At 46.8% G+C, this 14,825-nt stretch carries 8 protein-coding genes and 1 tRNA gene; 2 read left to right on the forward strand and 7 right to left on the reverse strand.

The genetic code is table 11. The features are described 5' to 3' along the window. The first annotated feature begins 3 nt into the window (after positions 1-3). Complete coding sequence (locus D9Y29_RS06595) at positions 4-408, forward strand: cytochrome C (protein WP_127126256.1); 405 nt, start codon at positions 4-6, stop codon at positions 406-408. 715 nt (positions 409-1,123) lie between these two features. Here D9Y29_RS06595 and D9Y29_RS06600 read toward each other — a convergent pair. Continuing rightward, positions 1,124-1,197 (reverse strand) — tRNA-Asp (locus D9Y29_RS06600). A 76-nt stretch (positions 1,198-1,273) separates the two neighbouring features. Here D9Y29_RS06600 and D9Y29_RS06605 point away from each other — a divergent pair. Further along, positions 1,274-2,176 (forward strand): glutamate--tRNA ligase family protein, encoded by a 903-nt coding sequence (locus D9Y29_RS06605; protein WP_127126258.1) that lies wholly within the window; start codon positions 1,274-1,276, stop codon positions 2,174-2,176. Here the strand turns inward: D9Y29_RS06605 and D9Y29_RS06610 are convergent. From D9Y29_RS06610 to D9Y29_RS06635, 6 genes are read right to left on the reverse strand one after another with little or no spacing between them, the layout of a single operon-like run. Next, positions 2,163-3,494 carry a sugar porter family MFS transporter gene (locus tag D9Y29_RS06610; RefSeq protein WP_127126260.1) on the reverse strand — a complete coding sequence of 444 codons (1,332 nt, stop codon included), beginning with the start codon at positions 3,492-3,494 and terminating at the stop codon, positions 2,163-2,165. The two genes, D9Y29_RS06605 and D9Y29_RS06610, sit on opposite strands and share 14 nt — an antisense overlap. Positions 3,495-3,507: 13 nt before the next feature. Beyond that, on the reverse strand, positions 3,508-4,605 hold the full coding sequence (locus tag D9Y29_RS06615; RefSeq protein WP_127126262.1) for an aldose epimerase family protein: 1,098 nt from the start codon (positions 4,603-4,605) through the stop codon (positions 3,508-3,510). 6 nt (positions 4,606-4,611) lie between these two features. Next, positions 4,612-7,950 carry a DUF5107 domain-containing protein gene (locus D9Y29_RS06620; RefSeq protein WP_127126264.1) on the reverse strand — a complete coding sequence of 1,113 codons (3,339 nt, stop codon included), beginning with the start codon at positions 7,948-7,950 and terminating at the stop codon, positions 4,612-4,614. A gap of 20 nt (positions 7,951-7,970) precedes the next feature. Next, positions 7,971-10,181 (reverse strand): alpha-amylase family protein, encoded by a 2,211-nt coding sequence (locus tag D9Y29_RS06625; protein ID WP_241237865.1) that lies wholly within the window; start codon positions 10,179-10,181, stop codon positions 7,971-7,973. A 41-nt stretch (positions 10,182-10,222) separates the two neighbouring features. Then, complete coding sequence (locus D9Y29_RS06630; protein ID WP_127126266.1) at positions 10,223-11,737, reverse strand: RagB/SusD family nutrient uptake outer membrane protein; 1,515 nt, start codon at positions 11,735-11,737, stop codon at positions 10,223-10,225. 19 nt (positions 11,738-11,756) lie between these two features. Further along, positions 11,757-14,777 carry a SusC/RagA family TonB-linked outer membrane protein gene (locus D9Y29_RS06635; protein ID WP_164735294.1) on the reverse strand — a complete coding sequence of 1,007 codons (3,021 nt, stop codon included), beginning with the start codon at positions 14,775-14,777 and terminating at the stop codon, positions 11,757-11,759. Positions 14,778-14,825: the final 48 nt, after the last annotated feature.

A 14,825-nucleotide genomic window follows, 5' to 3' on the forward strand; every position in this document is an offset into this window, starting at 1 on the left:
ACCATGAGCGATAAAAGCACCATCTATATTTTCATCGATGAAGAAACCAGCCCTATAGCAGAATTATTGTCGCCCGTGAGTTTCGAACTCGATACAAGGAAGCTGGTAGACGGAGAGCATGTACTGAAGATCGTCAGTAAAGATCCAACAGGAAAAGAAGGTATACGCAAGATCCCCTTTGTAGTTCGCAATGGACCGGCAGTTGCCGTAGAAGGCATCAGGGAGCATGATGTGGTGGATGGTGTGCTGCCGATCATGATCAATGCCTATGGCAAGGGCGATCAGAAATCATTTCTTATCAAAGGCAGTGAAACGCCGCAGAGCATTCCTGCGTGGGTATGGATATTGATCATCCTGTTTACAGGATGGGCGCTTTATTATTTGTTCAGGTATTTTTCTCCTGCATGATTAGCAAGTATTGATGTGCAAATGATGTAAAAATGAAAAAGCGAAAATTGGCAATGCTGATTTTCTTTTTTGCGGACTGTAGGCTACAACTTTCGAATCGGTTTGCGGCTGATATGAATAAGATTGTGGATTTCTTAAATAGGTATTTGCTGAATGCTCAATTGGCAAAGTGAAAAGATATATCAGCCGGTGATAGGGATTGAGTTCGAACAAATGCACAGTTGATAATGAGACACTGATTTACAGTAAAATTCGCCTTAGATAGCCATCTTACAGCTCATTATATGAATTTACAGTCTATTCAAGGCACGTGTAATTATTTTACTGCACTATACTCATAATATAATCGTTTTACCGTACGAATTAACAATTTTACCGTAAATTACGGTATGCCTACAAAACCAGCAGGATATCAATGGCTTAAGGAGCAGTATGGTTTACCCGGTTATTTATTGACCCACTGTTCATATATAGGGATTAATGATTCAATTGAATTAACCTGCTACCAATATGGCATTTGCTGCTAATATAGTTTTGGTGAGAGATTTTTTATCACTTAATCACCACAATTTAAAAATTAGAAGAACCTATTCGCTTCGGACCTCATAATAATCTGCCAATCAGTTTTTCGATAAATGCCAAGTGGAAATAGCTATAAAACTTCGAACGAAAACGCCTTCAAATCCTATGACTTGAAGGCGTTCTAATTTTTCTGCGGACTGGACGGGACTCGAACCCGCGACCTCCGCCGTGACAGGGCGGCATTCTAACCAACTGAACTACCAATCCATTTGCGGAGCGCAAAGATAAGGGGATCGATTTCAATTTCCATTCTTTTTAGAGAAAAAACTATCATTGCACTCTGATGAGCCAGGCAAGATCATTCAACAAAACCAGGATCGCTCCTACTCCCAGTGGTTACCTCCACCTGGGGAACGCATTCTCATTCATATTGACCACTGCACTGGCAAGAAAGAATGGCGCTTCCATTCTACTTCGAATCGATGATATGGACCAGGCACGCGCGCAGGACGAATACATCCAGGACATTTTCGATCTGCTGGAATTCCTTGAACTGCCCTGGGACGAAGGCCCGCGCAGCCTCAGAGAGTTCAAAGAAAAATTCTCACAAATACACCGGCTGCCCATCTACCAGGAAATGCTGCAGCAACTGGTAACGCAGGGAATGATCTTCGCCTGCAACTGCACACGCTCTCAATTGCAGCAGTCCGCGCCAGATGGCAACTACCCCGGAACCTGCATCCCCGCAGCTTATCCGCTGAACAGTCCTGATTTGAACTGGCGATTGTTTACCGATTCCCAAACCAGCTTTCCCCTCCATTGCATGGAGACCAATAGCATCACCGTTTCCCTCCCGCAAAACATGAATCATTTCGTTGTGAGGAAAAAAGACGGCATGCCGTCTTACCAACTGGCATCAGTAGCAGATGATATTTATTTTGGGATAGACCTGATCGTGAGAGGGCTCGATCTCCGTCCTTCGAGTATTGCACAGCGTTATCTTTCAAATCAGCTTGCCCCGAACTCATTCCAGGAAGCCGTCTTCTTCCACCACCAGCTCCTCAATGATGAAAAAGGGGAAAAACTTTCCAAATCGGCAGGATCCACATCGATCCAATACCTCAGAAAAAATGGAAAAAAGAAAGAAGATATTTACCGCTTACTCGCAAAACTGACCGGCCTTCCGGAAAAAGAAGTCCATAACTGGCAAAGCTTTGGAGAAGCGTTCTTTGCTAATGAGCGCTGATCACCCCTTCCAGCTCTTCCAGGGTTTTGCCTTTCGTTTCCCTGATCTTAAACCACACAAAGAAGAAACCAAGCACGCAGATGCCGGAATAAATATAAAATGTACTATCCTTCAAACTATTGAACAAAATGGGGAAAGTGAATACCAGTATAAAATAGGCAAGCCACAAACTGATCACTGCGATGGAAGTGGCGGCCCCTCTCACTTTGTTGGGGAATATCTCGGCAATCAATACCCAGGTAACGGGCGCTAACGTCATTGCATAAGTGCCAATTGCCATCAGGAGGAACCAGGAAACATTTGCCGATCCGGCTGCAAGCAGGCTCACCACAATTCCATACAGCACGGCCAAACCTCCTGCACCGATCAGCATCAATGGTTTTCTGCCGAGTTTGTCAACCAGCAGCATCGCCAGCAATGTGAACACCAGGTTGATGGCGCCTATAAACACAGTCTGTAACAATTGATCATCCTGCGATGCGCCGATACTATCAAAGATCCGCGGCGCATAATTGAACACCACATTGATACCACATAATTGCTGGAATACAGCCAGCCCGATCCCTACCAGTACCGCCGGCAGAATAGCGCGATGCAGGAGCGCACTATAATTCAGTTTATGATTCCCGGTAAGCGATTTGGTGATCTGCGCTACAGTGTTCGCAGCAAAATCAGCGCCCCCGATCTTTGCCAAAATGGAACCTGCTTTCTGTGTCTGCCCGGCGCTGATCAGCCAGCGAGGGCTCTCGGGCAATTGCAATGCGCCGAGTAAGAACAATGCGGATGGAATAGCGCCCAGTCCAAACATCCAACGCCAGGCATCCACGCCCTGGTTGCGTAAACTGTAATTCACCAGGTTCGTGATCAGGATACCGATCACGATGGTCAGTTGATTGATCGCCACCATTCTTCCGCGCAAATGCGCCGGAGAAATTTCAGAAATATACATGGGCGATAACATCGAGGCCATGCCAACACTCACACCTGCAATCGCCCTGGAAAAAATGAAAAAATTCCTGTCGCCCGCCAATGCCATTGCTATGGAAGAAACCATAAAAATGGACGCTGCTATCATCAATCCCTTCTTTCTTCCATATTTATCGGATACTGCTGCAGCAATCAAACAGCCAGCTATCGCTCCTATCGCAAGACTACCAGTGGCAAATCCTTCCCAATACTGATTCAGCTCGAACTGTTTTTGAAGAAAGGGCAATGCCCCGGAAATAACCGCAAAATCGAAACCAAACAAATACCCGCCCAATGCGGAGATGAAGGATATGCCCAGTATATACCTGCTGTTGAATGATTGTTGTTGCATTGTCAGAAACTATTTAATCTGCATTGATTCCAAATTCGAAAATCGTGGTTGACCTGTATTGCTCTCCCGGATGCAAAATGGCGCTGGGAAAATGAGGATGATGCACACTGTCTGGAAACGACTGGGTTTCCAAAGCCACACCACCATGCTGCTGATAAGCCACTCCCTGCGCTCCCACTATACTTCCATTCCAGTAATTGGCCGTGTACAACTGCATGCCTGGTTTGGATGTGTACACTGTTACGGTTCTCCCGCTGGATGCTTCACTCAGCACAGCCGCTTTCTCCAGGTTGTTTTCCGCAGATTTGTCGAGAACGAAATTATGATCGAATCCCATGTCTGCCGGAAATTGATCGATGCCTTCGCGGAGCTTCCGTGGTTTCCGGAAGTCAAGCGCTGTATTGGCCACAGGTAAGATCTTTCCGGAAGGTGTATCGTTTTCGCTTTTTTCTGTGTATGCCGCGGCATTCACCGCCAGCGAATGATCCAGTATCGATGGAACCTCAAACCCTGTTAAATTGAAATAACTGTGATTGGTGAGATTCACCGGAGTACTCTTATCGGTGATGGCGGAATAATGAACATGCAATTTCCCTGTATCATCCAACAGGTATTCCACCGATACAGACAGATTCCCCGGATAACCTTCTTCTCCATCGGCGCTGTTGTAGGAAAACATAACGCTGCATTGTTGCTCATCTTCCTTCACCGCTGCGAGCGTCCAGAACTTATGACTGAATCCCTGAACCCCGCCGTGCAAATGATTACCGCCATTGTTCACCGATAACTGGTATTCTTTTCCATTCATAGAAAAATGACCAGCAGCGATCCTGTTCGCATACCGCCCTACCACCACACCATAATAATCCGGGTTGAGCAGATAACTTGCCAGGTCTGCATATCCCGCTACAATGTTTTTCAGTTCTCCATTTTTCCCGGGTGTAAAAATGGACGTGATCGCAGCCCCAATATTAGTCAATTCCACAATGATATTCCCGTTCCGCAATCTTAACCGGAGTATCCTTTCATCACCAGGATAAGGCTGAACGGTTACCGATACTTTTTCTCCGGCTTCCTGTGCTGCTGTATATTTCATTTGGATATTGTTCATAGGTACTCAGATGGTAACGCCGGTCATGAAAAAAGGGATCATCTTCAAATGCGTTCTTGCTCCCTGGTGGTTAAGATCGAGCGACAACACTTCATTCAACAGTTTCTTTGCCTTGCTTTCATTGCCGAGGCCAAGATGGCCAAGCGCTATAAGATAAAGGCAATGTATCCTGTTCCGCAGGTCAAGGTCGATATCAAACACCAGCATATCGGGTAAAGACACGGCGAAGTAATCGATATGGATCTCGTCTTCCCGGTGCAATTCTCCAAAGTGGATAAATCGCCGGAAGATCGCATCTGCTTTTGCCGGCTCTCCGAGTTTCCTCCAGGCCAATGCCTGGTAAACGATCTTATCGGGTTGAGGATCGTTGTAATAGATGGCTTGTACGGGTTCGCTGATGCCTTCCGTGGCTTTCCTGAAACAGGTTGTCGCTTTTTCCTGTTGTTGCGAATGCTCGTAAGCGCATCCCAACAGATAATATATATCGTTCTCCTGTGCGCCATAGAGTTTTCCTTCGCCCAGGTTCTCAGGATATTCGCTTAATGATTCCAGTAAGGCGATAGTGGTATCGGGATCATTGTTCAGCAAAGCTTCTTTTGCCAGTTCGAGATGACACAATAAAAACTGGCCCACCACCTTACCTTCACCACCTTCCCAGGGATGAAATTTCCTGGAAGCCAATAATTGTCTTGCCTTTTCAAACTCACCGGTATTGTTGTACAAAGTGATCAGTTCCAGGAAAAGATCATCACGCTGCTGCACCAGGCCAGCATGTTTATTCAACAAGGCAAGCCGCTCTACAAAAGGCTTTCCGAGGATCTTATACAACTGGTCCAGTTCCATGAACACCCTTGCATCAGTAGTATCCAGTTCAAAGGCAAGTTCCATGAACTCCAGCGCCTTTGTCTTGTTTTTTACTTTATTGTAATAAGCAAGCGACAAGTTCCTGTATACAGTGGGAAATTTTCCATTCGCCTGCTGCGATTGCTCCCAGCAACGGATCGCTTCATTGTATTGTCTTTTATCGTACCAGAAATTACCTATTGCGTATGATGCCACAGCATCATTGGGATTATACCGAAGCGCAGCCTGAAGGATCAATACTTCCTCCACTTTGTTCGGAAAACAACCATCCGCCTTTTGTTGACTGGCTTTGAGGAAATAAGAACCGGCATCATCGGGCTGCCCGGCATTGTGCGCATACCATCCCAGGTAATAGAGCGGCATGGGCTCCGCCACCGGGCTGGAAGAAATGTAAACGGATAAAACTTTCATCGCTTCCGCATACCAGCCCGCATGCGCGTATTCAAGGGATAATTCCAGGTAATTGTTCCTGTCTTTACGCATGAGTTTATCAAATTGCTGCCTCGCCGCCGATGCTTCTTCCACTTTTCCTGTTTCCTTATGCAACAAATACAATTCGAAATACGCACCGGTATTGAAAGGATCGATAGCGATGGACTGCTCCGCCAGCGCCAGCGCAGCAGTTGGCTTGTTCAATTTGCGCAACAGGGCAATATTAAGGTGACGGGCAGAAAGACTATGATAATTTCTGATCAGTGATTTTTCCACATGCTGCAAAGCCAGATCCGGCCGCTGTTGTTTTGCAGCGATCCTGGCCAATGAAAGGAAGCCGCTATGTTGCCAGGCATCATTCCAGATGGCTTTGTAAAAAGATTCATAGGCATCGGATAGCCTGTTCTGCAACAGTAATGCCCAGCCGAGATTGTAATATGGTTCTCCATCATAAGGGTTGGGGTTGCGGGTAGTGAGCGTATCGATGGCCTTACGTAAATATTTCTCCGCTTCCTCAAACTGTCCGCGGCGCATCAGCAAGAGTCCCATTGCATTGTTGCAACGAATATCACCCGGACTACGGCGCAGCGCTTCCTGGTAATAATCCAACGGGTTGAAAGTGGCATGTCGGTATTGTTCAAGGTGCAGGCCATTGAGAAAAAGTTCTTCCACCTGTTCAATTTCCGCGGGCAGCTTTGCGGCAGTTGCAGCAGGCGGAACAGCTTTCTCCTGTACCGGTTCCGGCTTCCAGCTCACCAGCTCATTGCCGTTTGCATCTGCTACCACGATCTGCAAATCGGTTATGGATAACGGTTGTGCATCCTGGTAGTTACCGATGAAAATTTCCTCGGGGGATAGATCAGCATAGATCCGCTTTATCTCTGCCCCTTTTTGATACAAAACTATGCTTGCATTTTTGTACGAAGCAGTAGCATACACTTTCAAATGAACTGTATCGTTTTCCACTTCCATGTTCACCATAGCTTCTTTGGTGGCATTCTTCACGGCGCCGATCAAAGCATAGGGCATGAAATACTGCTCGAAACTCTTCACTTCATTGGGTTGAATCCAACTGAAGTCCGGCTGGTTGTCTGTGAACACACCGGTCATCAGTTCAATATAGGGACCGTCTTCATCGGTAAGATTCCTGTCCCACGCATAACCGAAATCTCCATTCCCCCAGGTCCATTGTTTTTTGCCGGGGCTCAGGTGATGATCGGCCACATGCAGCATGCCTGCCTGCGTATCGTGTTCATAGCATCCCATGAAATCATAACCTGAGCGAATGGCCATGTAAGAAGTAGGTACGGGGATGGTATCGTAACGTGAGATATCGGTTCCCGGAGCGTAGTTTACTTTATAGTATGTGCCGGTAGCGATGGGAAAATCAGACACGTCTCTTTTTCCATGATCGAAAACAGCATACACATCAGGTGGAAAAATGGACTGATAATGTTCATTCACTTTCACGGCAGGATTGGCCCACCAGAGAAAGGTTTGTGCAAAAGCGGAACGGTTGAACAATCTTCCTTTTATTTCGAGATATGCTTTTCCCGGATACAATGTGAAGCCAGCCATGCCCTTGGTTCGGAACATCAACTCGGTTTCGTTCACCCAAATCGTTTTGCTGCCATCGGCATGTTCTTCGATGGTATGGTCAACAGGACTGAATGTACTGGGCCTGTGATGCTGCGGCCAGTTGAATTCGATACCACCGGAGATCCATGGCCCTGCAAGCCCTACCAGCGCGGGTTTGATCACCTGGTTGTAATACACGAAATCACGTTTACGCAGTTTATCATATGCACGCTGGATCCTTCCCCCCAATTCAGGCAACACCATTATCAATAGATATTCATTTTCCAGGTACAAGGCAGTATATTCTTTGTCCATTTTTTCATCTTCGATCTTCTCGATCACAGGATGAGGATACACTACCCCGCTGCTGCCCTGGTACACACGCTTTTCGAGGAACATCGGATTCTTCTCCGGCCCACCAGTTCCATAAGTGGGTATCACCACTTTTTCAACCCATGCTTTTACACTCATATCTGATATTTTAAAAGTTCTTATTCGGATGGCAGCAACCTGATCAGTATTGCATCCCCTGGCGGAACGCTGATACTGATTGCTGCCTGTCCATTCCGGATGGAGCCTGTTTCATTGCCGGTAAGTATATCCACCAGTTTGTATGATCTGTTTCCCCAGCCAATCTCCTGCTGACGGAAAGTTTCAGTATATGTTTTGTTGAGATCGAAATTGAAAGCCGCCAGCATCAGGGTATCACCGGGCAGGTAATAACTCAGTTGCTGATCCTGCCTGTTACCGATGGGAAAACGAAGCGGGGTAAAGGCCCGGGGCTTGTTGAAGAGACCACAAACAGCTTTATTATTGAGGAAGAGCCGGCCGCGATCGGCAGCCAGCTTGTCCCTGAAATCAGAGCCATCACCCATGATACTTCCCATTACGATCATGCTCAGCAAGCGAACTTTTACATCCTGCTCACTCAGTTCTTTGTGTTTCTGAAAACGTTTCATCACCACCACATCCATATTGGTATAAGGCCAGAGATGGCCCTGCGTCCACCAGAAATTAGTAGCGCTGATCATGCTGGCCGAGGTGCTGCCATAGTGCGGGAACCCGGGCAGATCATTGCGCAGATGGGAATGCACGTCTGTTGAGAGGAATCTCGTATGCGCGTACTGGTTAGGGAACAGTGGCGAGATGGCCTGCGTGATGAAAATATCAGGTCCCAGGATGGAATCCACCAGTTGACGCAGCATTTTCATTCCGTAATTATAAGCCTGTATGCCCGATCTCACCTGAGGATTGTAGCGTCTTGCAGATTCCAGTGCTCCGGCGGAGAGGAAATCTATTTTGATGAATTTCGCATCGATGGCTTTTGCTTTCTGTAATTGCCCGATGATGAAATCCCGCGTATAAGGATGTGTTGGATCGATGGGAAATGCGCCCCAGTCGCCATCCTTGTAAGGTACGTAATTGCCTTTATCATCCAGCAGTACCACATCCCGAAGCATATGTTCTGTACCTGTCAGTTTCGACTCATTGATATGCGTTTTCCAGGTCCAGAGGGAAAATGGAATAAAGTAAAAACCCATTTGCTGGCCTTTCTTTTTTCCATAACGTCCGATGGATTTCAGTACTTCGGTGGAATAGATATTCTGATCATATGAATCGATGCTCAATACCGGTTGGGTACTGCTGTTGAAATTGGGAAGCGAATGGATATAGTCAATTATTTTTGCCATATCTCCCGGCATCAACACTTTTTCATAACCCAGTACGCCTTCCACCCCGAAACTGTTCCAATAGAAGGGAGCCGGTTTCTTCCAGTCTGAATAGCCGTTGACTCTTTTCAACGTATTGCCAAAGGTCAGCAGATCATTGCGTATATCGGCAGAAGCGGAAAGGTAAACCAGCGGCGCGTATACAGATGTTCCCTGTTGCGTTCCATGCGGCATTACATCATGTGTGCCATCTTTTCCACCATAAGAATCAGGCAGACCAGGAATATCCCTGGTGGCAGCGCCTCCGTACACGATCAGAGAATCGATGGAGTTTGCTATTTTGCCCGTACCGTATATTATTCCTGTTTTCCAGAAATCGTGTAATATGCTGCCAATTACAAATCCACTTTTTGATGATTCATCATAGGCAGACGCCAGTTCATAACTGGTACCACTGACCGATCTTTCATTCTCCGGCCATTTCCTGGCAATCACATCCACCCAGTTATCATTATCGAATGGATAATCGGTGAAAATGGCCTGGTTGCCGGGAATGATCAGTTTTCCCTTTTGCTGTGGCAGGATGGTAACCGGCGAAATATTCCTGGTTTCAATTATTGAACCATTGGTTGAACGTACTTCTGCCGTGACCAATATAAATGGACTATTCTCATAAATGGTGATGTATTGTACAAGCGATGCAGTTTGCTGGTCCGATTCATGTACCAGGTTCAGGCAAATCCCTTTTCCTAATGGGTCTTTTATTTTGTCTGTGGTTACACTGTGTTTGCTGAAAGCTGAGCTCAACAGCATTCCCTGTTGCAGCTCATCCACATAAGCGATGGTATTTTCCAGGGTAGTGCCACTGCTGAATCTGTAACTCACAGTACCTGTAGTCAGGTTCACCACTACCTTAAGCAGGGGATTGCTCAGCACTATACTGTCTCCCGCCAGTTGCTGTTGTTGTGCTGATACATTCAATGGCAGGCAGGCAATCAACAACCACCAAACAGCCGCCCATCCTCTTTTCATTATTTCAGCTTTATATTTTTCCATTTCTCTTTCGATAATACTCAATACCCGGGATTCTGATCAGTTGGCTTCAGTGCCCGGTTCAGTTCAAACTCTTTTGAGGAAATAGGTAATAACTGGTTCTTCTCCGTGATATAATTGGTGGCATCGGGATTATAGGTCTTTGTCTGGCTGATCAGTTTGCCGGTTCTTTTCAGATCGAACCAGCGCCAGCCTTCGAAGCCAAGTTCGCGCATGCGTTCCATCAGGATCTCGTCACGCAGTTCCTGTTGCGTGGGCATATGGCCAAGCACATCTTCCCACTTATCCAGCCCTGCCCTGTTGCGGATCTTGTTCAGGTAAGTAAGGGCATCGCCGGACTCATTGGATTCATTCAGTGCTTCTGCATACATCAGGATGGCATCAGCATAGCGGAGGAAATACAGATTGCGGGAAGAAACACTGCCTGTGAGGTTTTCGTCTTTGGTGATATCATATTTCTTTACATGGGGTTTACCCACGTCGGCCCACCAGGAATAGTCCACCACATTGCCGTTCTGATCATAGAAAATATAGCGGATGCTGGCATCCCTTCTCTTATCGGTGAGTTGAAAACTATTGGAATAATAATCAGTAGGGATCACTACATGTCCGCCGCCTCCGGGGAATTTATTCTGGTTATGCCAGCTTCCCAACGTATTTGCCTGACCGTTAGTAAACCCTATCTCACTGGAGTATTGCACTTCGTAGAGAGACTCGATATTGTTCTCGTTTGTCTCCTTGAAGAGATCGGCATAATCAGGCATCAGGCCTACATTGGTAAGGGTCATCATCGGGGCCAGCATCAGTTTTGCATTGGGATAGTCTTTCCTGGTCAGGTAAACTTTTCCCAGCATCGCCTGTGCGGCTTCCTTGTTGATATGCCCCACTTCTGCTGTTCCTTTCGGCTGGAGTTTATCCATGGCGAATTTCAGGTCGTCGATGATGAGCGCATACACTTCGTCCTCACTGCTTCTCGGTTTACCTCCGTTGGCATCTGCAAGCGGGTCTTCCACTTCTGTAGGCATTGGAACACCGCCAAAGAATTGCACCAGTTTAAAATAGAAAACAGCACGGAAGAATTTTGCTTCTCCCATCATCTTATCCCGCATGGCCTGCGAAGTGGCCGTTCCAGGCAAATACCTGATGGCCTGATTGGTATTGTTGATGCCCTTGTACAATGAATTCCAGGCTCCCTGTATAAGATTGTTCTGAGCGCCCAGCAGGTTGTTGTAGCTGTTCAGGCCATCATAATGCTGCCAGTAACCGCCCCAGGTTGGAACAAAAGAACTGGTCTTACCCTCATCGGTACCAACGATGCCAACAAAATAGTAATCGCCCGCGCAATAGTCCATCATCCTTCTGTAGATGCCGGTGATGCCAGACACGGCCCCCTGTTCGGAAGCGTAGAGCTCTTCAGGTGCAACAAAGGTTTCAGGAATGATTTCCAGTTTTTTTCCGCAACCCGCTACTGCCAGCAACGTAACAATAGCGATGGCAGAGAGTTGTAATCGAATACAGTTTTTTATGGTAAACATGGCAATTCAGGTTTTGAAATTAGAAACTAAGTTGGAGGCCAAACAGGAATGTGCGATAGCGTGGATAAGTATCATATTGACCCACACTGATCTCCGGATCGATTCCCTTGTAACTGGTGAACAGGAAGGGTTCCACGGCCTGCACGTAAACTCGCAGTGAATTGGCCTTGATCTTGTTCAACAATGAACCTGGCACATTGTACGCGAGGGTGATATTCCTGATGCGGATAAAATCACCTTTCTGCACGATGAAGCTGGAAGTACCTGCTTCAAGTGCGCGCAACGATCTGCCAAATTGATTCGGACGGGGCACATCAGTTTGGGTATTGTCTTCCCTCCAGTAATTCAAACCTTCTTTCAGTGTTCTCGCATTTGTTTTGCTGGAATAGTATAAATAATCCTGGTAAGCTTTATTGCTGATATCATGTCCATACGTGTAATTGGCGAAAACGGTCATTGACCATTGCTTGTAACGCCAGTAGCTCCAGATACCTCCCCATCCTTTGGGCACTGTTCTGCCCACGATGGTGCGGTCGTACTGATTGATCTTGCCACTGCCATCGATATCCTTCACTCGAATATCTCCTGGTCTTGCATCCGGATTCAGCGAGAAATCATCTCCTTTCTGGTAGAGTCCATCATAAACATAATCCACGATCAGACTGTTGGGTGCTTCTCCCACTTTCAACCAGGGGCTGAGGGAATCCACACCAGGCAATAGTTTCACGATCTTCGTTCTGAATTTGGACCAGTTGATATCCATCTGCCAGTCGAAATTATTTGTCCTGATCAGGTTCAACTTCAGTCCGATATCGATTCCTCGTGTATTCATCTCCGATACATTGATCCATTTATTATCGAAGCCCTGCGATGGCGCCAGTGGGTTTCTCAACAGGAGGTCGTGGATATTCTTGGTATAATAGTCGAATGTGAGGCGTGCGAAATTGTTGAATACAGCCAGATCAAAACCGGCATTGAACTGTCTTTGCTCTTCCCATTTCAATGCCTGGTTGCCCATATTGTCTGTCTTCAATTGAAAACCGGGAGAAACGGTGCTGCCATTGTAGGGGTAAGCGCCGGGAATCATGGCCGTATATACTGCATCGATCGGGATTTCCTGGTTGCCCACGATACCAAAGCCTACACGGAACTTGGCATCATTGAGGAACGATTGAGTTTTCAATCCGATGAATGGTTCATCGATGATCCGCCAGGCAGCACTCACAGAGGGGAAATAACCATAACGGTTATCGGAGCCAAAGCGGGATGAACCATCACGGCGCAATGCGCCATTGATGATATATCTGTTCTTGAATTTATAGATAACACGACCGAACAAAGAGCTCACAGACCAACTGAAAAAATCACTTTGGATCAGGTCACGGCTACCAGCCAGGTCCATTTTTTTATAACGAAGGTCATCGGTTGGAAAGTTTGACGCTTCTTCATAATTCCATTCCTGCCTTCTGCGCTGATAGGTAGCGCCCCCAAGGAAGTCGAACTGATGCTCTTTGGAAGGAGACCAGGAATAAGCAAGCGTATTCTCCCAGAGAAAATCACGCCAGCCGAAATTCTGGATCTTGGCCACACCTTTCTTCTCGAAGCCTGCACTGGTGGTCCTGGGATAATATTCGAAGCGCTGGTTTTTGTAAACATCCAGTCCGAAGCTGCTTCTGAATATGAGATTGGGAATGATCTTGTACTCACCAAACAGATTGCCCAGGTAACGATCATCAGTGTTCTCCTGTGGATTCTGTGTGAGCGTAACGGGGTTATTGAAAAGCAGGCGGCCATTGTTGGGAACTGTTGGATCGAAGTTGGCAGATGGCTTGCCTGAAGAATCATAGATACTCATCAGGGGGCTGATGGTAATGGCATTGTAAAAAACTTCGTTACTGACAACATCGTTCTTGATATGTGAGAAATTGGAATTGATACCGATCTTCAGTTTGCTGCTGACCTCGGATTCCATATTTGCCTTGAGTGAATAACGAATGAAATTAGACCCCTTGATGATACCATCCTGGTTGAGGTAGTTGCCACTGAGATAGAATTTATTTTTTCCGAACCCGTTGGAAATGCTAAGCGTATGGCTCATCTGTGGTGCATTTTGTGTAACGGCGCCCACCCAATCTGTCCATCTTCCCGCAGCCATATTGGCTCTTTCATCGCCACTGAAAAGGATGGTATCCAGGTTTGAATTATTTGGCCATGCAACGGGGTCTTCATCGCTCAGACCGGCGCGGCGCAGGTTCACGTAGTCATTTATATTGTCTACGAAATCGTAGGCTTTGGCCATCTTCTGCAAACCGAAATAAGCATCGTAGTTGACAGATGTTTTTCCACTATTCGCTTTTTTGGTGGTGATGATCACAACCCCTTCGGAAGCGCGTGAACCATAGATGGCTGCAGCGGACGCATCTTTCAATACATCGATCGATTCAACGTCGTTGGGATTTATCTCTCGTATATCGTACGAAACGATCACGCCATCCACTACATAAATGGGGCCGGTTCCCTGCGTGATGGCATTGATGCCACGAATGCGCACATTGGTGCCGGCACCGGGTTGATTGCCGGTGCTCACTACCTGCATACCGGGGATGCGGCTTTGCAGGGCCGCGTTGAGATTAGTAACCGGCAGTTCTTTCATTTCCTTTCCGGAAATGCTGGAGATGGCGCTGGTGATATCTTTTTTCTGTTGCTTACCATACCCGATCACCACCACATCGGTGAGATCGGCAGCTTCAGGTTGCAACTGTATCTGAATGGAGGTGTCAGCCTCAGGTACATTAATAGTTTGCGTCTTATAGCCAACATGGCTAACGATCAGGATCAGTTTTCCTTTTACGTTCATGGAAAAACTGCCGTCGGCGGCGGTGATCTTTGGGTTTGCATCTCCTGTTGCACTTACAGAAACATTCGCCATTGGCAAACGGGTTTCCGCGTCGGTCACTTTACCCCGGAGGATGCGGGTCTGGGCTTGCAGACCCGAAAAGGTGAAGGTGAACAGGAGGAGAAGAAGAGTTAGTCTCAGCATTGCAATCGTTTTTGGCTTTAAATGATCAACCCTGCATGGAGGTACTGG

The sequence above is a fragment of the Pseudoflavitalea rhizosphaerae genome (assembly GCF_003991355.1).
In the GTDB taxonomy this organism is placed as follows: domain Bacteria; phylum Bacteroidota; class Bacteroidia; order Chitinophagales; family Chitinophagaceae; genus Pseudobacter; species Pseudobacter rhizosphaerae.